The 20,914-nt window shown below is 70.3% G+C and carries 22 protein-coding genes; 15 read left to right on the forward strand and 7 right to left on the reverse strand.

The window, feature by feature from the left end; all coding sequences use genetic code 11:
* Positions 1-177: 177 nt before the first annotated feature.
* The 3 genes from meaB to mutA are packed head-to-tail and all read right to left on the reverse strand — an operon-like array spanning position 178 to position 5,237.
* Complete coding sequence (gene meaB / locus OHB49_RS39325; RefSeq protein WP_329165721.1) at positions 178-1,164, reverse strand: methylmalonyl Co-A mutase-associated GTPase MeaB; 987 nt, start codon at positions 1,162-1,164, stop codon at positions 178-180.
* 12 nt (positions 1,165-1,176) lie between these two features.
* The gene (gene scpA / locus OHB49_RS39330) at positions 1,177-3,378 is read right to left on the reverse strand and encodes a methylmalonyl-CoA mutase (RefSeq protein WP_329165723.1); all 2,202 of its coding nucleotides are present in this window, start codon (positions 3,376-3,378) and stop codon (positions 1,177-1,179) included.
* Positions 3,378-5,237 carry a methylmalonyl-CoA mutase small subunit gene (gene mutA / locus OHB49_RS39335; protein ID WP_329165724.1) on the reverse strand — a complete coding sequence of 620 codons (1,860 nt, stop codon included), beginning with the start codon at positions 5,235-5,237 and terminating at the stop codon, positions 3,378-3,380. The genes scpA and mutA overlap by 1 nt, the downstream gene beginning before the upstream one ends.
* 442 nt (positions 5,238-5,679) lie before the next feature.
* On the opposite strand from mutA, the gene OHB49_RS39345 reads away from it, so the two are divergent.
* The 5 genes from OHB49_RS39345 (at position 5,680) to OHB49_RS39365 (ending at position 8,582) form a co-directional block, all read left to right on the forward strand.
* Positions 5,680-6,108 (forward strand): DUF6325 family protein, encoded by a 429-nt coding sequence (locus OHB49_RS39345; protein ID WP_234433072.1) that lies wholly within the window; start codon positions 5,680-5,682, stop codon positions 6,106-6,108.
* Positions 6,109-6,197: 89 nt separating this feature from the next.
* Complete coding sequence (locus tag OHB49_RS39350) at positions 6,198-6,503, forward strand: SHOCT domain-containing protein (protein ID WP_329165725.1); 306 nt, start codon at positions 6,198-6,200, stop codon at positions 6,501-6,503.
* Positions 6,504-6,588: 85 nt separating this feature from the next.
* A complete protein-coding gene (locus OHB49_RS39355) occupies positions 6,589-7,449 on the forward strand; it encodes a tyrosine-protein phosphatase (RefSeq protein WP_329165726.1) in 861 nt (286 codons plus the stop codon).
* Between the two features lie 174 nt (positions 7,450-7,623).
* Entirely contained in the window at positions 7,624-8,028 is a 405-nt protein-coding gene (locus OHB49_RS39360; RefSeq protein ID WP_030980097.1) for a J-domain-containing protein, read from the forward strand.
* Between the two features lie 62 nt (positions 8,029-8,090).
* Positions 8,091-8,582 carry a GNAT family N-acetyltransferase gene (locus OHB49_RS39365; RefSeq protein ID WP_443079614.1) on the forward strand — a complete coding sequence of 164 codons (492 nt, stop codon included), beginning with the start codon at positions 8,091-8,093 and terminating at the stop codon, positions 8,580-8,582.
* A 73-nt stretch (positions 8,583-8,655) separates the two neighbouring features.
* Here OHB49_RS39365 and OHB49_RS39370 read toward each other — a convergent pair whose 3' ends face one another.
* Positions 8,656-9,045: a VOC family protein gene (locus OHB49_RS39370; RefSeq protein ID WP_030980095.1), complete on the reverse strand. Its 390-nt coding sequence runs from the start codon at positions 9,043-9,045 to the stop codon at positions 8,656-8,658.
* Positions 9,046-9,263: 218 nt separating this feature from the next.
* Between OHB49_RS39370 and OHB49_RS39375 the strand changes: the two genes are divergently transcribed.
* Positions 9,264-9,791 carry a DUF6328 family protein gene (locus tag OHB49_RS39375; protein WP_329165729.1) on the forward strand — a complete coding sequence of 176 codons (528 nt, stop codon included), beginning with the start codon at positions 9,264-9,266 and terminating at the stop codon, positions 9,789-9,791.
* A gap of 59 nt (positions 9,792-9,850) precedes the next feature.
* On the opposite strand, the gene OHB49_RS39380 is transcribed toward OHB49_RS39375, so the two are convergent.
* Entirely contained in the window at positions 9,851-10,675 is an 825-nt protein-coding gene (locus OHB49_RS39380) for a VOC family protein (protein ID WP_030980093.1), read from the reverse strand.
* Between the two features lie 116 nt (positions 10,676-10,791).
* Positions 10,792-11,124, reverse strand: coding sequence for a DUF6479 family protein (locus OHB49_RS39385; protein WP_030929141.1), 333 nt, complete (start codon positions 11,122-11,124; stop codon positions 10,792-10,794).
* A 173-nt stretch (positions 11,125-11,297) separates the two neighbouring features.
* Between OHB49_RS39385 and OHB49_RS39390 the strand changes: the two genes are divergently transcribed.
* The 6 genes from OHB49_RS39390 to OHB49_RS39415 all read left to right on the forward strand — a co-directional run bounded on the left by OHB49_RS39390 (position 11,298) and on the right by OHB49_RS39415 (position 17,782).
* The gene (locus OHB49_RS39390) at positions 11,298-11,684 is read left to right on the forward strand and encodes a hypothetical protein (RefSeq protein WP_030980092.1); all 387 of its coding nucleotides are present in this window, start codon (positions 11,298-11,300) and stop codon (positions 11,682-11,684) included.
* A gap of 99 nt (positions 11,685-11,783) precedes the next feature.
* A complete protein-coding gene (locus OHB49_RS39395) occupies positions 11,784-12,350 on the forward strand; it encodes a 2Fe-2S iron-sulfur cluster-binding protein (RefSeq protein ID WP_329165731.1) in 567 nt (188 codons plus the stop codon).
* Positions 12,347-13,333 (forward strand): FAD binding domain-containing protein, encoded by a 987-nt coding sequence (locus tag OHB49_RS39400; protein ID WP_329165732.1) that lies wholly within the window; start codon positions 12,347-12,349, stop codon positions 13,331-13,333. Before OHB49_RS39395 ends, OHB49_RS39400 begins: the two co-directional genes overlap by 4 nt.
* Positions 13,334-13,352: 19 nt before the next feature.
* Positions 13,353-15,452: a xanthine dehydrogenase family protein molybdopterin-binding subunit gene (locus OHB49_RS39405; RefSeq protein WP_329165733.1), complete on the forward strand. Its 2,100-nt coding sequence runs from the start codon at positions 13,353-13,355 to the stop codon at positions 15,450-15,452.
* Between the two features lie 187 nt (positions 15,453-15,639).
* Positions 15,640-16,143, forward strand: coding sequence for an ATP-binding protein (locus tag OHB49_RS39410; RefSeq protein ID WP_329165734.1), 504 nt, complete (start codon positions 15,640-15,642; stop codon positions 16,141-16,143).
* A 211-nt stretch (positions 16,144-16,354) separates the two neighbouring features.
* Positions 16,355-17,782, forward strand: a complete 1,428-nt coding sequence (locus OHB49_RS39415) for an NADP-dependent succinic semialdehyde dehydrogenase (protein ID WP_329165736.1) — start codon at positions 16,355-16,357, stop codon at positions 17,780-17,782.
* Between the two features lie 26 nt (positions 17,783-17,808).
* Here the strand turns inward: OHB49_RS39415 and OHB49_RS39420 are convergent, their stop codons facing one another.
* Positions 17,809-18,132, reverse strand: a complete 324-nt coding sequence (locus OHB49_RS39420; RefSeq protein WP_030980086.1) for a hypothetical protein — start codon at positions 18,130-18,132, stop codon at positions 17,809-17,811.
* 294 nt (positions 18,133-18,426) lie between these two features.
* Between OHB49_RS39420 and OHB49_RS39425 the strand changes: the two genes are divergently transcribed.
* The 3 genes from OHB49_RS39425 (at position 18,427) to glsA (ending at position 20,912) form a co-directional block, all read left to right on the forward strand.
* The gene (locus tag OHB49_RS39425; protein ID WP_030980085.1) at positions 18,427-18,921 is read left to right on the forward strand and encodes a DUF1269 domain-containing protein; all 495 of its coding nucleotides are present in this window, start codon (positions 18,427-18,429) and stop codon (positions 18,919-18,921) included.
* 67 nt (positions 18,922-18,988) lie between these two features.
* Positions 18,989-19,552, forward strand: coding sequence for a hypothetical protein (locus OHB49_RS39430; protein ID WP_037854102.1), 564 nt, complete (start codon positions 18,989-18,991; stop codon positions 19,550-19,552).
* 13 nt (positions 19,553-19,565) lie between these two features.
* Positions 19,566-20,912 carry a glutaminase A gene (gene glsA, locus OHB49_RS39435; RefSeq protein ID WP_329165739.1) on the forward strand — a complete coding sequence of 449 codons (1,347 nt, stop codon included), beginning with the start codon at positions 19,566-19,568 and terminating at the stop codon, positions 20,910-20,912.
* Positions 20,913-20,914 lie beyond the last annotated feature (2 nt).

The following is a 20,914-nucleotide window of genomic DNA, read 5'->3' on the forward strand; positions in this document are numbered from 1 at the left end:
AAGGACGGACGGAGCAGCGAAAGGAAGGAGAACCGGCACCGGCGCCCGAATCCAGGGCGTTACACACGTGCCGTTTGCACTGTACCACCTGGCGGACGTGGTAGGTGTCGGGAATGCGGGAAGGGCGGTGGCTGCCGTGCAGCCACCGCCCTTCCCTACCTGCCCTGCCTGATCCGCTCAGTCGCCCCGGAAGGCGGCGAGGATCTCTTCGGCTGCCAGCGTTGCCGTCAACTCGCCGTCACGTACGCGTTGTTCGAGCGAGGGAGTGACCGCACGCACCTGCGGATGGCTGCGCAGGCTGTCCAGCAGCTCGTCGCGCACCATCGTCCAGGTCCAGTCGACCTGCTGGTCACGCCGCTTCGCGGCCAGCCGCCCCGTCGAGTCGAGCAGCGCACGGTGCTGCTCCAGCCGCTCCCACAGGGTGTCGAGGCCGGTCGACTCACGCGCACTGCACGTCAGCACCGGGGGAGTCCAGGCCGCGTCGGCCGGGTGCATCAGCCGCAGCGCGCCCGCCAGTTCGCGGGCCGCCGCGCGCGCGTCACGTTCGTGAGGACCGTCGGCCTTGTTCATCGCGATCGCGTCCGCCAGCTCCAGGACACCCTTCTTGATGCCCTGCAGCTGATCGCCGGTGCGGGCCAGCGTGAGCAGCAGAAACGTGTCGACCATCTGGGCCACGGCCGTCTCCGACTGGCCCACCCCGACCGTTTCCACCAACACCACGTCGTAACCCGCCGCCTCCATCACCACGATGGACTCCCGGGTCGCCTTGGCCACCCCGCCCAGCGTCCCGGCGGTGGGGGAGGGGCGGACGAAAGCCGCGGGATCGACCGCCAGCCGCTCCATCCTGGTCTTGTCGCCCAGGATGGAGCCGCCGGTCCGGCTGGACGACGGATCGACGGCCAGCACCGCGACCCGGTGGGCGAGCCCGGTGAGCATCGTGCCCAGTGCATCGATGAACGTGGACTTCCCGACCCCCGGCACCCCGCTGATGCCGATGCGCCGCGCGTTGCCGGAGTGCGGCAGCAGCTCGCGCAGCAACTGCTGGGCCAGGGCCCGGTGATCGGGGCGGGTGGACTCGACGAGAGTGATGGCGCGCGCGATGTGCGCCCGCTTCCCGTCGAGCACCCCCTTCACATAGCTGTCGATATCGATCGTCGGAGCCATCGGGTCAGCGGCTCACAGCTCATGGCCGAGCGCGGCACCGAGCCGCGTCACCAGATCGAAGGCGGCATCGGGGATCACCGTGCCCGGCGGGAACACGGCCGCCGCACCGGCCTCGTGCAGCGCTTCGACGTCCTGCGGCGGGATCACCCCGCCGACCACGATCATGATGTCGTCGCGGCCCTCGGCGGCCAGCTCCTCACGGAGCGCCGGTACGAGGGTGAGGTGCCCGGCAGCCAGCGAGGAGACGCCCACGATGTGCACATCCGCCTCGACCGCCTGCCGCGCCACCTCGGCCGGCGTCTGGAACAGCGGGCCGACATCGACGTCGAAGCCCAGGTCGGCGAAGGCCGTCGAGATCACCTTCTGGCCGCGGTCGTGGCCGTCCTGGCCCATCTTGGCGACCAGGATGCGCGGACGGCGCCCCTCCGCCTCCTCGAACCGGCCGACCAGCGTCCGGGTACGGTCCACGGAAGGTGACTCCCCTGCCTCGTTGCGGTACACACCGGAGATCGTACGGATCTGGCCCGCATGCCTCCCGTACACCTTCTCCAGGGCGTCCGAGATCTCGCCGACCGTGGCCATCGCCCGCGCCGCGTCGACCGCCAGCGCCAGCAGATTGCCTTCGAGACCCGGGCCGGGACCGCTCTCGGCTGCCGCAGTCAATGCCCGCAGGGCGGACTGGCAGGCCGCCTCGTCGCGTTCCGCGCGCAGCCGCCGCAGCTTCTCGATCTGCTGGGCGCGCACCGACGAGTTGTCGACCTTGAGCACATCGATCTGCTCGTCCGTCTCCACCCGGTACTCGTTGACTCCGATCACCGGCTGCCGCCCGGAGTCGATCCGCGCCTGGGTACGGGCCGCGGCCTCCTCCACCCGGAGCTTCGGGATGCCCGCGTCGATGGCCTGCGCCATCCCGCCTGCGGCCTCGACCTCCTCGATGTGCTGCCAGGCCCGCTGCGCCAGGTCGTACGTCAGCTTCTCCACGTACGCGCTGCCGCCCCACGGGTCGATGACCCGGCAGGTACCCGACTCCTGCTGGAGCAGCAGCTGGGTGTTCCGGGCGATCCGCGCCGAGAAGTCCGTCGGCAGCGCGAGGGCCTCGTCGAGCGCATTGGTGTGCAGCGACTGCGTGTGTCCCTGGGTGGCGGCCATTGCCTCCACACAGGTCCGGGTGACGTTGTTGAACACGTCCTGCGCGGTCAGCGACCAGCCCGAGGTCTGTGAATGGGTGCGCAGCGAGAGGGACTTGGCGTTCTTCGGTTCGAACTCCTTGACCAGCTTCGCCCACAGCAGGCGGGCCGCCCGCATCTTCGCGATCTCCATGAAGAAGTTCATGCCGATCGCCCAGAAGAACGACAGCCGCGGTGCGAACGCGTCCACATCGAGGCCTGCGTCCCGACCGGCTCGCAGGTACTCCACCCCGTCGGCGAGGGTGTACGCCAGCTCCAGATCGGCCGTCGCACCCGCCTCCTGGATGTGATAGCCGGAGATGGAGATCGAGTTGTAGCGCGGCATCTTCTGCGAGGTGTACGCGAAGATGTCGGAGATGATCCGCATCGAGGGCTTCGGCGGATAGATGTAGGTGTTGCGGACCATGAACTCCTTGAGGATGTCGTTCTGGATGGTCCCGGCCAGCTTCTCGGGCGGTACGCCCTGTTCCTCGGCGGCCACGATGTACAGCGCGAGTACGGGAAGCACCGCGCCGTTCATCGTCATGGACACCGTCATCTTGTCCAGCGGGATGCCGTCGAACAGTTGGCGCATGTCGTAGATCGAGTCGATCGCCACACCGGCCATGCCGACGTCGCCGGTCACCCGCGGGTGGTCACTGTCGTAGCCGCGGTGGGTCGGCAGGTCGAAGGCGACGGAGAGTCCCTTCTGCCCGGCCGCGAGGTTGCGGCGGTAGAAGGCGTTGGACTCCTCGGCCGTGGAGAACCCCGCGTACTGCCGGATCGTCCAGGGCTGGTTGACGTACATCGTCGGGTACGGACCGCGCAGATACGGGGCCATGCCCGGATACGTACCGAGGAAGTCGAGCCCTTCCAGGTCACGCCCGGTGTACAGCGGCTTGACCGCGATGCCCTCCGGGGTCTCCCACAGAAGATCGCCGTCGGAGCCACCGGTGGACTCCTTCACCGCCGTGTGCCACTGGTCCTCGGACCCCTCGGCGCCGGTGCCCGGCCCGAGTTCGATGTCGGAGAAGTCGGGGATCCGCATTACGCCACACCCATACGGTCGAGAACGGAGGAGAGTACGGCCACCACGTCGCAGCCCGCGAAGACGTACTCGTCGACACCGGCATACTCTGCGGGCCGGCCCGCGAGGAACACCCACCGCGCACCGGCCGTGCGCAACGCCGAGGCCACGGCCTCCGCCTGCTCGGCGTACAGCGCGTCACCGGAACACAGGCACGCCACCGTGGCCCCACTGGTCGCGAAGGCCTCGGCGGCCGTCGAGGCGTCCACCGACGCCGGGTCGTGCACGGGCTCGATCCCGCCCGCCTGGAACAGGTTCGAGGCGAACGTGGCCCGCGCGGTGTGCACCGACGCGGGGCCGAGCGCCGCAAGGAACACGCGGGGCCGCCGGCCCGTCTCCGCCAGATGGGCGTCCGACCGGGCACGCAACGCCTCGAACGCCTCGTCACGACGGACTGTGGGCAGGCCGCCCGACGCGCCATCGGCGGCGGGGGCCGCCTCGCGCTCCACCAGGCGCTCCGCAAGGTGCGGGAACTCACTGACGCCGGTGACCGGCTCCTTGCGCCGTGCCAGATCCTTGCTACGCGCCGCCCAGGTCGCCGCCAGCCGCTCACCGATCAGGCCGGAGCCGAGCGCCGCCGCCTGACCGCCCGCCCGCTCGATCTCCTGGAAGAACGCCCAGGCGGCGTCGGCGAGTTCGGTGGTCAGCCGCTCCACATACCAGGAGCCGCCCGCCGGGTCGATCACCCGGGCCAGATGCGACTCCTCCATGAGGATCGTCGACGTGTTACGGGCGATGCGCCGGGCGGACGCGTCCGGCAGCCCCAGCGCGTGATCGAACGGCAGCACGGTGACGGAGTCGGCCCCGCCGACGCCCGCACCCAGACATGCCAGCGTCGTCCGCAGCATGTTCACCCACGGATCGCGCCGCGTCATCATCACCGGCGACGTCACCGCGTGCTGGCGCTGCGCGCCGGCGTCCGCGGCTCCGCACACCTCGGCGACCCGCGCCCACAGCCGACGCGCCGCCCGCAGCTTGGCAATGGTCAGGAACTGGTCGGCGGTGGCCGCGTACCGGAACTCCAGCTGGGCGCAGGCCGCCTCGACGGAGAGCCCCGCCCCGGTCAGCGCCCGCAGATAGGCCACGCCGGTCGCCAGCGAACTGCCCAGCTCCTGGGCCGCCGAGCCACCGGCCTCGTGGTACGGCAGCGCGTCCACGGTCAACGCCCGCAGCCCGGGATACTCCTTCGCGCACCGCTCGGCCCAGTGCACGGCGGCCGCCGGCTCCGGGGCACTGCCGCTGCGTGCCGCGCGGCCCAGCGGGTCGGCGCCGAGATTGCCGCGGGCCGACTCCGGGGCCACGCCCCGCCCCTCGTACAGCCGCAGCAACTCTGCCGCGGCGGCGTCGAGTTCGCTGCCCGCGTCGAGCACGACCGGGGCCAGATCGAGATAGACACCGTCCAGCGCACGCGCCAGCCCGGATACCGGTACGCCCGTCGCACCCCCGACGGTCAGCCACAACGAGGTGACACCGTTCTCCAGATCCGCGAGCACGGCTTCGTTGAGCCGGGCCGGATCCGTCAGGCTGTGCCGCTGCCGTACGTCCCAGCCGTTCGCCGCGTTCCCCTCGGCCTTGCTGCCGCGGGTGAAGGGGGCGAAGCCCGGAAAACCGGCATCGGGCGCGTCATCGCGCGAGGTGTACAGAGGGCGGGTGATGAGCCCGTCCTCCACTGTGGTGGACAGCGCTTCCTCGGCTGCCGAACCCGCAACATCCTTGCCCGACTTGCGCAGCACACCTTCGACAAGGCTCTGCCACTGCTCATGGGCTGGGTCAGGGAATTCGGCGGCCAACGAAAGCCCGTCAGCAGGCAGGACCGTCATGCCCAGATGCTAGGCGAAGGCTCAGATGAGCAGCAGGGGAACCGCCTGTGACCTTGCCCTCTCCGCACGCACTTGATCCTTTACGGACGGTGGCGTAGTCAGGGGCTGCCGGCGGGCGGGGCGGGCGTGTCACGGCGGCCCGGGCACGCGCCGGCCGCCCCCGCCCGTTGCTGCTCGACAACCCCTCGCAGCACCCGATCGGACCACCCGCGTCCATGCACGCCACACTCGGCGCACCCATGCCGCCGGCGTCGGCGGCGTCTGCCTGCTCGTCGCCCCGACCCCGTCGAAACGGCTTCCGCACCGACCACGGCCGCGTATTCGACCAGGGACCCCACGAGGCGGCCGCTCAGCTCTCCGTCCCAGGTGAATTGCCACAGTGCATCACTAAATATCCGAAGTTATGCTGCAGGCAATCCATCCGTCAGGAGAGGACACGCCCGTGACTGTGGGACCTGTGGAGTACCTCGTCGTCGCCTTTCCCGGGAGCCGTTTCACCGGGGCCATTGCGCCGGCGCTGGCCGAAGCGGTCGCCTCGAAGGCGGTTCGGATCCTCGATCTGACGTTTGTGTACCGGGGTGAGGACGGCACGCTCGAATCAGTGGAGCTGGACGACCTCGACCCCGATGACCTGGTGTCGTTCGAGCCGGTCGAGGGAGTGGTCGGCGGCCTGTTGAACAGCGAGGACATCCGGACTCTCGGGGAGAGCGTGCCACCGGGCAGCTCCGCCGCACTGATCGTGTGGGAGGACCTGTGGGCGGTTCCGCTCACAGTGGCCGTCCGGGCATCGGGCGGTCAAGTGGTGGCGCATGAGCGGATCCCCGCCGAGATCGCGGAGGCGGCCGTGGCCGCCGGCGGTCCCACCGGCTGACGCTGCCCGGCCCGCTGCACGCCACGCACCGCACGCACCGCACCGCACTGGAAGGGGCGCACATCATGCCGATTTTCCGAGGACCGGGCATGAACCGCAGAGGACCGGGGCTGCTGGGCACCGTGGCGCGCACCGCCGTCGTCGCGGGCACGGCATCGGCGGTCAGCGGACGGGTCCAGCAGCGCCAGCAGCAGAGGTGGGGCGCGCAGGAAGCGGCCGCACAGGAAGGGGCCGCCGCACAGCAGCAACAGACACCCCCTGCCCAGGCGGCGCCTCCCGCGCCCCCGGCGGACGACATCATCGACCGGCTGGAACGACTGGCCGAGCTGAAGAAGCAAGGAATCCTGACCGACGCCGAGTTCGAGGCGCAGAAGGCGAAGGTTCTGGCCGGCTGATCCGGCCGGGGCGAATCCATTCATCAGCCGTGTCCGCAGTAAGCCGTGCCCCGAATGAGTCGCGTCCGGAAAAGGGGAATCCATCGTGCAAACCGCCAGGGCCGTTGCGGCTTCCACCGTTATCAATCTGCGTGACCTGGGCGGAATTTCACTGGGTCGCGACCGCTGCTTCCGGTCCGGGGCGGTGCTGCGCTCCGGTCAGCTCAGCGGATTCGACGCGGCCTGCGACGTGGCGGTGACCGCCCTGGGCATCCGGACGGTCGTCGACCTCCGCACCGCCGATGAGCGCATGGCGGCCCCCGATCGGCTGCCGACCGGAGCCCGGCTGTTCGTCGCCGATGTCCTCGGCGACAACCCGGGCGTGGCACCCGCCCGGCTGCGCGCGCTGCTCAGCGATCCGGTGGCTGCGGAGGAGTTGCTCGGGGGCGGAAAGGCCGAGGAGCTGTTCGCGCAGACCTACCGGAAGCTGGTGCTGTCGCCGGGCGCCTCGGCCGCGTACCGCGCCTTCGTCGAGACGGCCGCGGACGACCGTGCCCGGCCGGTGCTCGTCCACTGCACGGCGGGCAAGGACCGCACCGGGTGGGCGACCACGCTGCTCCTGCTCATGGTCGGGGCGTCACGCGATGTCGTACGGGCGGAGTTCCTCGCCGTGAATCCGGTGGCGCGAGCTGCCTTCCAGCCGTATGTGCAGGGCTTCCTCGACGCGGGCGGCGATCCCGAGATCGCGGCCGCGATCATCGAGGTCCGCCCCCGCTATCTCTCGACCGCCCTCGACGCGATGGATGAGCGGTGGGGCGGCCTGGACGGCTACGTGCGTGACGCTCTGCGGATCCCCGAGCCCGTGGTGGAGCGGCTGCGGAGCGGGCTCGTGGTCTCCGCCCAACCGGAACCGGCCATCGCCGCCACCCGATCGGCCAAAGCGGTCATCCGGGGATCCATGGGGTGACTCCATACCTCTGGCGGGTAGGGTTGCCGCCGCCCTCACGGTCGAGGTGATGCCACAGACGGGGACGCTCGGCGGACACGTGCATCGAGCGGTCCGGTTCCGGGGGACCGGCGCCTGGGCCGTTCTCGGTATCGTGGGGGTACTGGATCAAGGGTTCTCCGAGAGGGGTGCACGTTGACCGAGCGCAAACCCGCCGGCGTCAGCTTCGAATCGTGGGTCGACAAGCAGATCCGTGAGGCCGAGCAACGCGGCGACTTCTCCCAGCTGCCGGGTTTCGGTAAACCGCTGCCCGGTATCGACCGCCCGTACGACGAAACCTGGTGGATCAAGGCGAAGATGCAGCGCGAGGGGGTGTCGATGCTCCCGCCCGCCCTGGCCCTGCGCAAGGAGGCGGAGGACACCCGCGCGGCGGTGTCCGAAGCCCGCTCGGAGGCCGAGGTGCGGCGGATGCTCACCGCGGTCAACGAGAAGATCGAGGCGGCGATCCGTCGGCCGCCGCCGGGGCCCCTGCTGAACAAGCGCCCGTTCGACATCGACGCCGTGGTCGAGGAGTGGCGTGCCGAGCGCGGTTCGGCGTAGGTCACGGCGGGGGCAGGCGAGGCCGGGCATGCGCCCGGCCTCCGATGCGTAATACTCCCTTTATGAAACCGAGTGTTACGGGACCGGTAGGCGGGGCAGGTCACCGGGATGTGATGATCCGACGGGCGACCGCGCGCGACGCCAAGCGCCTCACCCGGTTGGTCAGGAACTCCCGCGCCTACGAGGGCCCGTACGCCCCCATGGTCGCCGGCTACCGGGTGGGGCCCGACTACATCGAGACCCATCGGGTCTTCGTGGCCGTCCACAGCGCTACCGACCGGCTGCTCGGGTTCTACTCGCTGGTCCTCGAACCGGCCGAACTCGATCTGATGTTCGTCGCCGAGGATGCGCAGGGTCGCGGTATCGGACGGCTGATGATCGCGCATCTGCGCGGCGAGGCGCAGCTGGCCGGGCTCACCGGCGTTCGCATCGTCTCGCATCCACCCGCCGAGGGCTTCTACCGCAGTGTGGGTGCCCTGCCGACCGGCACGGCCGCGGCCAACCCGCCCGCGGTGATGTGGGACCGGCCCGAACTGACGCTTCCGGTCGCCTGACGGACCGCAGAAGAGCCCGGCCGGGACCCGGTGACCCGGATCCCGGCCGAAACGCCTGGTGCGCCGGGAACCGTTACGAGGCGAAGCCACCGTACGGGCGCGTGATGATCTCCATGGCATGTCCGGCGGGATCGAGGAAGTAGATGCCCCGGCCGCCGTCATTGTGGTTGATCTCGCCCGGATGCTTCCGATGCGGATCGGCCCAGTAGGTGATCCCGAGCTCCTTGATGCGGGCGTACGACGTATCGAACTCCGCCTCCGAGACCAGGAAGGCGTAATGCTGCCCGACGATCGATTCGGCGGGAATGGTCGCGAAATCCAGCGTGACACCATTTGCCGTGGCGACCGCTACGAACGGTCCCCATTCCGCACCGATTTCCAGACCCAGGATGTGCGCAAGGAATTCGGCGGATTCCCGGTTGTTCCGGGCGTGAATGATGGTGTGATTCAACTCGACTGACACTGTGGAATGCCTCCAACGGGCATCTCACGGGCACCTCCACGCCTCACCCGGCCGGTGACCGGCGCGCGATGCCCTATTCAAGATCGTAGGCGCGACCGCATCGTTCGTCGAGGGCATCGCCGACGGCGCATCCGGGGGGCCACCCCGACGTGAGATCCCTACGGTGGGGTAGAAGGCGACGCAACGGGCTCGACACCTACCGCGGACGGAGGCTCACGGTGACCCCGACACCCGGCGAGGACCACGACGCGGAAAGCGGTCGGGAGCCCGACATCGGCCGCCACGAGACGGCCGAGGAACGAGCGGACCGGCTGTGGTCGGATCTGCTCCAGGAGCTGCGCGTCGCCCAGACCGGCGTCCAGATCCTGTTCGGCTTTCTGCTGGCCGTCGTCTTCCAGTCGCGGTTCGCCGCACTGTCGGACACGGACCGCACCATTTATGTGGTCACCGTGATGCTGGGGTCGGCCACGGCCGCCGCGCTCATCGGGCCCGTCTCCCTCCACCGCCTGCTCACCGGGCACCGGCTCAAGCCGCAGACCGTTGTGTGGGCGTCGCGACTGACCGTGCTCGGCCTCGTCCTGCTGTTCTGCACGATGTGCTCCGCGCTTCTGCTCATCCTGCGGGTGGCCCTGCACAACGCTCTCGCACTGTGGCTGGTGGGCGCCATGGCGCTGTGGTTCCTCATCTGCTGGTTCGTGTTCCCGGCCTGGGTGCTGGCGCGCTCGACATCGGAAGGCGAGAAGTGACCTCGGATACGTACTCGGCGCGCGGCGCACAGCCGAACAGCTGACTGCGACCGTTCGGCTCAGGTCCCCTCGGCAGCCGGGCTTCGGATGTCCGTGACGGTGAACAGCCCGCCGTCCGGGTCCAGCAGGGTCGCCTCCGCGCCGTGTCCCTGTGTCCGTTGCTCGACCACCGAGCCCCCGTGCTGCCGCGCCGCCGAGACAGTCGCCGCCACATCGGCCACCGGGAAGTGGACCTGCCAGTGCGGGCGGACCAGCGGATCCGGTGCGGCCTCGACCGCACCGGAGCTGATCCGGGCCAGCCGCTTGCCGCCGCAGTCCACCACGACCTGGTCCTTCTCGTACGACACCTCGCAGTCGCCGGGACGTCCGGTCGCCCAGTCGAGGACCTGGCCGTAGAAGATTGCGGCCTCGAAAGCGTCCCTGGTGCGCAGCTCGAGCCACGCGTTCGAGTGGTCGTCCGGCGCCGGCGGTGATGTCGCCGCCTCGGTGCGCTCCCAGATGCCGAACACCGCGCCGTCGCGGTCCGCCGCCAGGGCGCCGCGCCCCTTGCCGAGCGTCAGTGGCCCCACCGCCACCGTGCCGCTGCGCTCACGAATGCGCGACGCAGCCGCATCGGCGTTCTGCACGGCGAAGTACGGAGTCCATGCCACAGCGACCCGGAAGGCCGGCACTACCGCCGCGATACCGGCCACCGGCACGTCGTCGCGGCGTGCGACGGAGAATTCCTGCCCCAGCTTTCCCGGCCGGAACGTCCACCCCAGCGTGGCGGTGTAGAACTCCTGCGCCGACTTCAGGTCCCGGGTCATGAGGTTGACCCAGCAGGGCGCCGACGGTCCGGTCAACGGTGCCGAGGGGGGCGCGGTCCTGGGTCTGCTTCCCGTCATGGTGCTGCTGCCTTCATCGGTTCTGCGGCAAACGCATGCCGTGGCGGTCGGGCCTCTACCAGCCTCACTTCGGTCGGTCGGTCGCGCAACACGCGCCGATGCGGGCATGCGCCTGCTCAGTCGCGCGTCTCGTCCTTTTCGTGCCGGATGGGCTCGTTCCCGTGGTCACCCAGTTCGTAGGGGGAGAGTCCGCGCCCGTCGGCCGGGAAGCTGTCGTCGCCGTGGACGTCGCGCTCCTCGACGTGTGTGCGGTGGTCCGGCCGTAGCGGCTGCTCATCGGGCCGAGGCGGCGGCAGTTCCTCGGCCCGGCGCCGCCGTCCCAGCCAGACGGCGCCGATCAGCATGCCCACGAGGGCCACGCCGACGATCGCCATCACCACGCCGAGCGCACCCCGCCCGTCCGCGAGCGTGACGGCCAGGGAATTGAGGGCTCCATTCGATACGTCCATGCATGCCGGATACCCCGAGCCGGGGCCGTCACTCGGCTACGACCATGAATTCATGTTTTAAGTGGATATAAAGAGAAAAGAGTTTCACTGCTCGCCGACCGCTTCGTGTCGCAGACACCCAGCCGTGGGGTGAGCCTGGAGAAGGGCCAGCACTGCGAGCGGAAGGAACCCCCGTGAACAGCACACAGGCGCAGGCGGAGGAGAACCGGTACGGCAAGGAGGTGGCGGTCGCCATCAGCGGCTGCTCGAAGGACGACGCACGGATGGTCTTCGACGTGCTGCGGGCCGCTTTCACCACCGACCGGGCCTCGGTGGACGTACCGCAGGACCTGGGCGGGAAGCGACCCACCGTATGGAACGTGACCGTCGATGTGTCCGAGGCGAGGGTGGTCTCGGGCCCCGTCACGATCGACCGGCCCGTGACGCTCGATGTGCAGGGCGGCTACTGGGCGGTCGACGAGCTCAGGAGGCACCTGGCGGACGCCTTCACGGTGCGGGTCGTCGGAACGGTCTCCGGTGACCAGGAGGAGGAGGTGCGTCTGCGGGTGGAGAGCCGGTGAGGCGCGCACCTGCGCCCGGAGTCGGCGCAATGCGCAGGGAGGCTCCAGCGCATCTGGTACAAAGCTGCCAAAAGGTACAGCTTTGAGAGGTGCGAACGGGTGGAACACGCGAGCCGGCGGGAGGACGGTGCCGGTAATCCGGAGACAGCCCTTCACCGTTCGACGCTGACGCTGCACATCAACGGAACCGAACGGACCCTGTCGCTCGACCACCGCACCACCGTCCTGGACGCGCTGCGTGAGCACCTCGGCCTCACCGGAGCGAAGAAGGGCTGCGACCACGGCCAGTGCGGGGCCTGCACCGTCATCATCGAAGGCCGGCGCGCCAACAGCTGTCTGCTGCTCGCCGTCGCACACGACGGGGCCGCGATCACCACCGTCGAGGGGCTCGCCGACGGGGACGAGCTGCATCCCGTGCAGGAAGCCTTCCTCGCCCGGGACGCCCTGCAGTGCGGATACTGCACCCCCGGCCAGATCTGCTCGGCAGTGGGCATGCTCGACGAAGCGGCCGACGGCTTCCCGTCCGACGCCACCGAAACAGGCCGGCCCGGCGCCACCCCGGCCCGGCTCACTGCCCCCGAGATCCGCGAGCGCATGAGCGGCAACCTGTGCCGCTGCGGTGCGTACCCCCGTATCGTCGAAGCGATCCTGGACGTGGCGCCGTGAAGCCGTTCGAATATCTGCGCGCCCGCACCACCGCCGAGGCGGTCCGCGCGAGCACCGCCCGCCCCGGGGCCGTGTTTCTCAGCGGAGGCACCAATCTGGTCGACCTGATGAAGCTGGGTGTGGCCACCCCCGACCTGCTCATCGACGTAAGCGGACTGCCCCTGGACCAGGTGGCGGACACGCCCGACGGCGGCCTGCGCATCGGCGCGACCGTACGCAACAGCGACCTCGCCGCCCATCACGCCGTGCGCTCCCGCTACGCCGCCCTGTCGCAGGCGCTGCTCTCCGGGGCCTCCGGGCAGCTCCGGAACACCGCCACGACCGGCGGGAACCTGCTGCAGCGCACCCGTTGCCCGTACTTCCAGGACACCTCGAAGCCCTGCAACAAACGGGCACCGGGCACCGGATGTCCCGCCCGCGAAGGCGCCCACCGGGATCTCGCCGTCCTCGGCCACTCCGCGGACTGCGTCGCCACCCAACCCTCGGACATGGCCGTCGCCCTGGCCGCCCTGGATGCCGTGGTCCAGCTGCACGGACCGGACGGCGAACGCTCCGTGCCCGTCACCGAGTTCCACCGGCTACCGGGGGACACACCCGAGCGCGACACGGTGATCCGGCCGGGTGAGCTGATCACCGAGGTGCTGCTGCCGCCAGGTCCGGACGGCGCCGTCTCCCTCTACCGCAAGGCCCGAGACCGCGCCTCGTACGCCTTCGCCCTGGCCTCCGTCGCCGCGGTCGTCACCGTCCGCGACGGCCGGATCCAGCACGCCGCGCTGGCCTTCGGCGGGCTAGCTCACCGCCCGTGGCGCGCCCGGGCCGCGGAAGAGGTCCTGCGGGGCGCCACCGCCACCGACGACACCTTCACCCGGGCCGTGGACGCCGAACTCGCGGCCGCCCGGCCGTTGCGCGACAACGCGTTCAAGGTGGAGCTCGCCCGCCGCCTGGCCGTCGACGCCCTGGCCGCACTCACCGCCGCCGCCTGAGAACGTGAGGACGCCCGCCATGAGCCAGGTCCCCCAGCCGCTGGGCAGCCCCGTGGTCCGCCGCGAGGGCCGGGACAAGGTCACCGGCGCCGCCCGCTACGCCGCCGAGCACAGCCCGCCCGACTGTCTGTACGCCTGGCCCGTACCCGCCACCGTTGTACGCGGCCGGATCACGGCGATCCATACCGGCGAGGCGCTCGCCCTGCCCGGCGTGCACACCGTCCTCACCCATGAGAACGCCCCGAAACTGAGACAGCCCGACGACCCGGTCCTGGCAGTCCTCCAGGACGACCGGGTCCCGCACCGGGGCCGGCAGGTGGCGCTCGTGGTGGCCGACACGTTCGAGGCGGCGCGGGCAGGAGCCGAGGCCGTCCGGATCGAGTACGAGAGCAACGGACACGATGTCCGGCTCACCGAGGACCACCCGGGCCTGTACACACCGCAGACGGTGAACGGCGGATACCCGGCCGTCCGCGAACGCGGCGACTTCGACCGCGCCTTCGCCGTGTCCCCGGTACAGGTCGACGTCACGTACACAGTCGGGCCCCTGCACAACCACCCCATGGAACCGCACGCCTCCACCGCCCACTGGGCGGACGACGGGCAGCTGACCGTGTACGACTCGAGCCAGGGCACCGGAACGGTCCGCGACACCCTGGCCACCGTGTTCGGGCTCCGGCCCGATCAGGTCACGGTCGTCTCCGAACACGTCGGCGGCGGCTTCGGCTCCAAGGGCACCACGCGCCCACAGGCCGTGCTCGCCGCCATGGCTGCGCGCCACACCGGGCGCCCCGTCAAACTCGCCCTGCCACGACGCGAGTTGCCCGCCGTCGTGGGCCACCGCGCCCCCACCGTGCAACGCGTCAGACTCGGCGCGGAGTTCGACGGCACCGTCACCTCGCTCGCCCACGAGATCATCACGCACACCTCCACGGTCAAGGAGTTCGTGGAACAGGCGGCCGTGCCGGCCCGCACGATGTACTCGTCCGGACACAGCCGTACGGTCCACCGGGCGGTCGCCCTGGACGTACCCAGCCCTTCATGGATGCGCGCCCCCGGCGAGGCCCCCGGGATGTACGCGCTGGAGTCGGCCATGGACGAGCTCGCCGTGGCCCTCGGCATCGACCCCGTCGACCTGCGTCTGCGCAACGACCCCGCGTACGAACCCGACTCCGGCCGCCCCTTCAGCAGCCGCGGTCTCGCCGCCTGCCTGGAGGAGGGCGCCGCGCGGTTCGGCTGGTACGACCGCGACCCGCGCCCCGCGGTCCGCACCGAAGGCCCACTGCTGCTCGGTGCGGGCGTCGCCTCCGCCACGTACCCCGTGTACGTCGGCGGTTCCACCGCCTCGGCGCACGCAGCCGCCGACGGCACCTACCGCATCAGGATCAACGCCACCGACATCGGCACCGGCGCCCGCACCGTCCTCGCGCAGATCGCCGCGTCCGTGCTGGACACCCCCGTGGCCGACGTCCGGATCGACATCGGCAGCAGCGCACTGCCCGAAGCGCCGCTGGCCGGAGGTTCCGCGGGTACGGCCTCCTGGGGATGGTCCGTGCACAAGGCGTCCACGGCCCTGGTACGACACCTGAGGGAGCGCACCGGGCCCCTTCCCGACGAGGGCGTCACGGTCACCGCGGACACCAGGGAGGACACGGCGGTGGAATCCCCGTACGCACGGCATGCGTTCGGTGCGCACTTCGCCGAAGTCGCCGTCGACACCCGCACCGGTGAGGTCCGGATGCGCCGCATGCTCGGCGTCTTCGCCGCCGGGCGCATCCTCAACTCCCGTACCGCACGCTCCCAGTTCATCGGCGGCATGATCATGGGGCTCGGCATGGCACTGACCGAGGGCAGCACGATCGACCCCGTCTTCGGCGACTTCACACAGAACGATCTCGCCTCCTACCATGTGCCCGTCTGTGCCGACGTCCCACAGATCGAGGCGCACTGGATCGACGAGGACGACCCGCATCTGAACCCGATGGGCAGCAAGGGCATCGGTGAGATCGGCATCGTGGGCGCCGCGGCCGCTCTCGGCAACGCCGTGCGGCACGCGACCGGCGCCCGGTTGCGCAGCCTCCCGCTCACGCCGGACAAGCTGCTGCCGTATCTGCCGTGAGGGTGGATGCAGCGCGGTCACGCTCCGTGGCGAAATCACGCGCCCGCTCACCTTCGTGTTGCGCAACCGGTCCCACCGGGTCACCCTAAGGAGTGACCTAATAGTGACATCTGCTCACTCTTCGTATTCGGGGGTCGTTGGTTCAACGGGGCGAAGCAGATGGGCCTGGACGTGAGGAGCCTCGACGATGACCGTTCCACTCGACCGGCATTATCTGGTCGAACTCCAGGTATCGGAAGAGCGTGTTTCGCAGTTGCGAAGAATAGTCGCCGCTCATCTGCGCCACTGGAGTCTCGAACTTCACATCCGGCCGGTGTGCCGGGGTGTGGAGGAGCTGCTGACCAATGTCCACCGGCACGTCGGTGGCGACAACAAGTGCGTCGTCGAACTCCGCTGGTCCGGACGGCACCTCACGGTCTCCGTCGCCGACAACAGCTCCGAGATGCCGAGACTGCTCAGCAGCGGCGGCGGTGGTCTCAGCCGTGTCATGGCCCTCAGCCACAGCTGGGGCACCTGTCGGACCCTCGACGGCAAAGTCGTCTGGTTCACCCGCTACGCCGAGGCGCCGTGGAACACCCGACTGCTGCCGCGCGCACCCCTGCCAGGAGTACGCGAGTTCCTGCTGCCGCCGGCCTCCGAGCCGTCCGAGCCGTCCGAGCCCGCCAAGCCCGCCGAGCCCGCCCTCGTCTGAGGCGGGCCCCGACGACAGGGGAGGCGGGGATCCCTGCCCGGACCGGTACCCGAGTCCCTACGCGAAGAAGTCTGCTCTGCCCCCCGGCGCGGATGACGTGCACAGCGCACGCATGGTCCGCGCCGGTCGGGTTACCCGCACCGGAACCCGCGTTGCGCGACGGGGCGTCGCGCGGCACGGTCGAAGAATCCGAGGCAAGGAGACCACAGTCATGCCCATCGCGACGGTCAACCCGGCGAACGGCGAGACCCTCAAGACGTTCGAGGCACTGGGGGCGGCGGAGATCGAGCATCGGCTCGCGACCGCGGACACCACCTTCCGGGAGTACCGCACCACCGCTTTCGGTGAACGGGCCCAACTGCTCAACCGGGCCGCGGACCTCCTCGACGAGGACCAGCAGGACATCGCCCGCACCATGACCACCGAAATGGGCAAGCCCGTCAAAGCGGCCCGCGCGGAGGCCGCGAAATGCGCCAAGGCCATGCGGTGGTACGCGGCCAACGCCGAGGGACTTCTTGCGGACGAGCACCCGCCGGCCGACGACGTACGCGACGCCGGAGCCTCCCGGGCCTATGTCCACTACCGTCCGCTGGGCCCGGTCCTCGCCGTGATGCCGTGGAACTTCCCGCTGTGGCAGGTCGTACGGTTCGCCGCGCCCGCACTCATGGCGGGCAACGTCGGCCTGCTCAAGCACGCGTCGAACGTCCCGCAGACCGCGATGTACCTGGAGGGCCTGTTCCGCCGGGCAGGATTCCCGCCCGGCTGCTTCCAGACGCTGCTGGTGGGAGCGGGAGCGGTCGAGTCGATCCTGCGTGACCGCCGCGTCGTCGCCGCCACCCTCACCGGCAGTGAGCCGGCCGGCCGCTCCGTCGCGTCGATCGCGGGCGACGAGGTCAAGCACACCGTGCTGGAACTGGGCGGCAGTGACCCGTTTCTCGTTCTGCCGTCGGCCGACATCCCGCAGGCCGCCCGCACGGCGGTGACCGCCCGGGTCCAGAACAACGGGCAGTCCTGCATCGCCGCCAAGCGATTCATCGTGCACACCGACGTGTACGACGAGTTCGCCGAGCGGTTCACCGCGGGCATGAACGATCTGACGGTCGGTGACCCGCAGCAGGAGACCACCGACGTCGGCCCGCTCTCCAGCGAACAGGGCCGCGCCGACCTGGAGGAGCTGGTGGACGACGCCGTACACCAGGGCGCGACCGCACTGTGCGGTGGCAGCCGGCCCACCGGCCTGGGCGCGGAGCTGGAGCGCGGCTGGTTCTACACCCCCACCGTCCTCAGCGGGATCACCTCCGCCATGCGGATCCACCGCGAGGAGACCTTCGGCCCGGTCGCCACGCTGTACCGCGTCGAGGACCTGGACGAAGCCGTGAACCTCGCGAACGACAGCCCGTTCGGCCTCAGCTCCAACGTGTGGACGCGCGACGCCGACGAGAGCCGCCAGTGCGTGCGTGATCTGCAGGCCGGCGGCGTCTTCTTCAACGGCATGACCGCCTCCCACCCCGCGCTGCCGTTCGGCGGGGTGAAGCGCTCCGGTTACGGGCGGGAGCTGGCCGGTCACGGCATCCGTGAATTCTGCAATGCCACGACGGTCTGGTACGGCCCCGAGCCGGACGGAAGCGGCTCCGCCTAGCCGCTCCGTCCGGCGGTGGCGAGGGCTCAGCGGCCGACTGCTCTGGCCAGCTGGGCCTTTGTCATGCTCGAGCGACCCTTGACGTTCTTCCTTCTGGCCTCTTCGTAGAGCTGGTCGCGGGTGGGGTCTTCGGCCCCGTCGTGTGAGCGCAGCTCGGCGCGCCGCAGGGACGAGAGGTCGTGGACCAACGTACGGCTAGCGGTCGTCGGCTCACCGGAGCGGGCGCGCTCCTTGTTCGCCGTGCGCGCCGCGATCTCCTCCGCCCGCTCCTCGCTCACTCCGAGCTCCTGCGCGCTCTCCTTGATGTGCTCGTACTGCCGCTCGCGCCTGGGACTGGATCCGCGTGGCATGGTGCGGTCACTTCCTCTCCGTGGCCTCCGTGCCCGAGAGGGACGGTCCGGGGTGCACCTCCCAGTGTCCCAGCGGCTCCCGGGGCTTGCATCGGAATACGGTGCCCTACGGCCGAGGCCGCATCTGCGCCGAGCAATTGCGTGGGCTTACCCGACTGCTCGTCGAGGTGTCGCCGAGGGACACCCGTTCGGGTGTGCGACGGGACGCGGGTCACGTGATTCGGCGGGTGAATTCATACCTTTTGATCCTAATATGGGCGAGCTGGTCGGTTCCGGAGTCCGGAGGTATGCGCGATGTCCACGCTCACCGTGTGGAAGTTCCAGTCCGCCGAGGGCGCGGAGGACGTGGAGAACACACTGAAGGCCCTCCAGAAGGAGGGGCTGATCAAGATCCTCGACGCCGCGGTGGTCAGCTGGCCGACCGACAAGTCGAAGCCGAGAACGAAGCAGTTACTCAACCTGGTCGGCGCCGGCGCCCTGAGCGGCACGTTCTGGGGGATGCTCTTCGGGCTGATCTTCCTCATGCCGTTGCTGGGCGCGGCCATCGGCGCGGCGGCCGGGGCGCTGGGCGGCAAGCTGGCCGACGTCGGCATCGACGACGACTTCATCGCGGAGGTCAAGAAACAGGTGACGCCCGGAACTTCGGCCCTGTTCCTGCTCACCACGAACGAGGTGCCCGACCGGATCAGCGACGCGCTCCCCGGCGACGGCGCCGAGCTTCTCCACAGCAACCTGGACACCCTCAGCGAGGCCCGGCTCCGCGAGATCTTCGGCGAGGACGCCGAGTGATCCGGTGCCTTCCGCCCGTCCAGCCGTATCCCCCTGACTCTCTTTTCCGAGCAGACCCGGAGTGTCCGTGAACCAGCCCAGCCCTCTGCGACGCGCCCTCGGCGGCCGCACGGTCCGCAGTCTGACCCCCGCCGTGCTGGCCGCGGTGCTCATGGTGGGCGCCGCCGCCTGCGACTCCGGTGGAACGTCGCCGGGAACGGCCAGGAGTACCCGTACGGTGTCCCCGGAGCCGCACGAGTCGCCCTCCGCGAGCGCCTCGCCGCGTACCCAGACCGACTTCGAGGCCTCGGTCTCCGCCGAGCTCGAGCGCAGCCGACAGAAGGCCACCAAGCAGCTCGCAGGGGTCAAGGGGCAGGGCAACGCGATCAAGGACGTCTCGGTGAGCGGGCTGCCGATCGCGACGGGCGAGCAGTTCCGCAGCGCGCTGGTACGCGTCACCAACCCCACCGGCAAGGCCGCTTTCTACGCCGTGCGGGTGGAGTTCGTCGACGCTTCGGGGAAGGTGCTCGACTCGGTGGTGCTCGGCTTCCCGGACGCCCCGCCCGGCCGGACGGTCAGCGAACACGCGAACAGCCGTAAGGCGGCCGGGGTCAAGACGTTCCCCCGGATCACCCAGGCCGAGCGCAGCTGACGCCGGGAGCGAGGTGAGCTCCGCGGCCGGTGCGGTGACGGATGCGCTGCGTGAACTGCGCACCCGGTTCGCCGGTGTGCGCGACGGCGAACCGGCCGACTACATCCCGCAGTTGGCCATGGCCGACCCGGAGGCGTTCGGGCTGGCCCTGATCAGCATGGACGGCCATCGCTACAGCACGGGCGAGGTCGACGTCCCGTTCACCATGCAGTCCGTCTCGAAACCTTTCGTCTATGCCCTCGCGCTGTGCGAGCTCGGACTCGACGGGGTGTCCCGGTGGGTGAACGCCGAGCCCAGTGGAGAGGCATACAACGCCATCAGCCTGGAACCGGGCACCGGCCGGCCGGACAACGCCATGGTCAACGCCGGTGCGATCGTCACCACCGCGCTGATCCCCGACACCGCCGACACCCCGAGGTTCGACCGTATCCTCGACTGTCTGAGCCGGTTCGCCGGCCGGCAGCTGGACGTCGACGAGGCGGTGTACGCCTCCGAGGTCGCCACCGGCGACCGCAACCGCGCCCTCGCATATCTGATCCGCAGCGCGGGCCCGCTGCCGGTCGACCCGGTGGGAGCCGTGGAGACGTACTTCCGGCAGTGTGCGGTACGCGTCACCACGCTGGATCTCGCCGCCATGGCCGCGACCCTTGCCAACGGCGGTGTGAACCCTCTCAACGGTGACGTGGTCGTCGAGGAACCGGTCGCCGCGCAGGTGCTCGCCGTGATGGCGACCTGCGGCATGTACGACACGTCGGGCGACTGGCTGCTACGGGTGGGGCTGCCCGCCAAGAGCGGGGTGTCCGGCGGCCTGATCGCCGCGGGACCGGCCCGATTCGGCCTCGCGGCCTACAGCCCACGGCTGGATCCGACCGGCACATCGGTCCGCGGGCGCATCGCCCTCGGGGCGCTGTCGGAACGACTCGGCCTGCATCTGATGCACAACCCGGCGCTCGCCGCCTCGACCGTCACTCTGGTCACCACCGCCGACGATCTGCCGTCCGCCCCGACGGAGGAGCAGGAACGCGCCCTGCGGGAAAAGGTGGCGGTCGTCGCCGCGCAGGGCGCCCTCGACTTCACCGCGGCGGAACGCGTGCTGTACGCGCTCGACGAGTCCGGGCCGGAGGAGACCGCGTCCGTGGTGCTGGATCTGCGGCAGGTGACCGGCATCGACACGGTGGCGAGGTCGATGCTGCGCTCCGGACTGGCCCGGCTCACGGAGGGCGGCCGCCGCACGGCCGTGGTCGACCCGGCCGGTCACCTCGGAGTGACGGGCGGCGACCCGACGGCCCCGCGGCGCTTCACCTCCCGCGAGGAGGCCGTCGAGCGCGCCGCGAGGGAGGCGGGCCGTCCGACGGCCTGACG

Origin of the sequence: Streptomyces sp. NBC_01717, assembly GCF_036248255.1 — a bacterium.
GTDB lineage: Bacteria > Actinomycetota > Actinomycetes > Streptomycetales > Streptomycetaceae > Streptomyces.

What these genes read in the sequence shown, in the direction of transcription:
- meaB (WP_329165721.1), bottom strand. Translation starts at nt 1,164, where the DNA reads ATGGCTCCGACGATCGATATCGACAGCTATGTGAAGGGGGTGCTCGAC.
- scpA (WP_329165723.1), bottom strand. Translation starts at nt 3,378, where the DNA reads ATGCGGATCCCCGACTTCTCCGACATCGAACTCGGGCCGGGCACCGGC.
- mutA (WP_329165724.1), bottom strand. Translation starts at nt 5,237, where the DNA reads ATGACGGTCCTGCCTGCTGACGGGCTTTCGTTGGCCGCCGAATTCCCT.
- OHB49_RS39350 (WP_329165725.1), top strand. Translation starts at nt 6,198, where the DNA reads ATGAACCGCAGAGGACCGGGGCTGCTGGGCACCGTGGCGCGCACCGCC.
- OHB49_RS39365 (WP_443079614.1), top strand. Translation starts at nt 8,091, where the DNA reads ATGAAACCGAGTGTTACGGGACCGGTAGGCGGGGCAGGTCACCGGGAT.
- OHB49_RS39380 (WP_030980093.1), bottom strand. Translation starts at nt 10,675, where the DNA reads ATGACGGGAAGCAGACCCAGGACCGCGCCCCCCTCGGCACCGTTGACC.
- OHB49_RS39385 (WP_030929141.1), bottom strand. Translation starts at nt 11,124, where the DNA reads ATGGACGTATCGAATGGAGCCCTCAATTCCCTGGCCGTCACGCTCGCG.
- OHB49_RS39405 (WP_329165733.1), top strand. Translation starts at nt 13,353, where the DNA reads ATGAGCCAGGTCCCCCAGCCGCTGGGCAGCCCCGTGGTCCGCCGCGAG.
- OHB49_RS39410 (WP_329165734.1), top strand. Translation starts at nt 15,640, where the DNA reads ATGACCGTTCCACTCGACCGGCATTATCTGGTCGAACTCCAGGTATCG.
- OHB49_RS39415 (WP_329165736.1), top strand. Translation starts at nt 16,355, where the DNA reads ATGCCCATCGCGACGGTCAACCCGGCGAACGGCGAGACCCTCAAGACG.
- OHB49_RS39420 (WP_030980086.1), bottom strand. Translation starts at nt 18,132, where the DNA reads ATGCCACGCGGATCCAGTCCCAGGCGCGAGCGGCAGTACGAGCACATC.
- OHB49_RS39425 (WP_030980085.1), top strand. Translation starts at nt 18,427, where the DNA reads ATGTCCACGCTCACCGTGTGGAAGTTCCAGTCCGCCGAGGGCGCGGAG.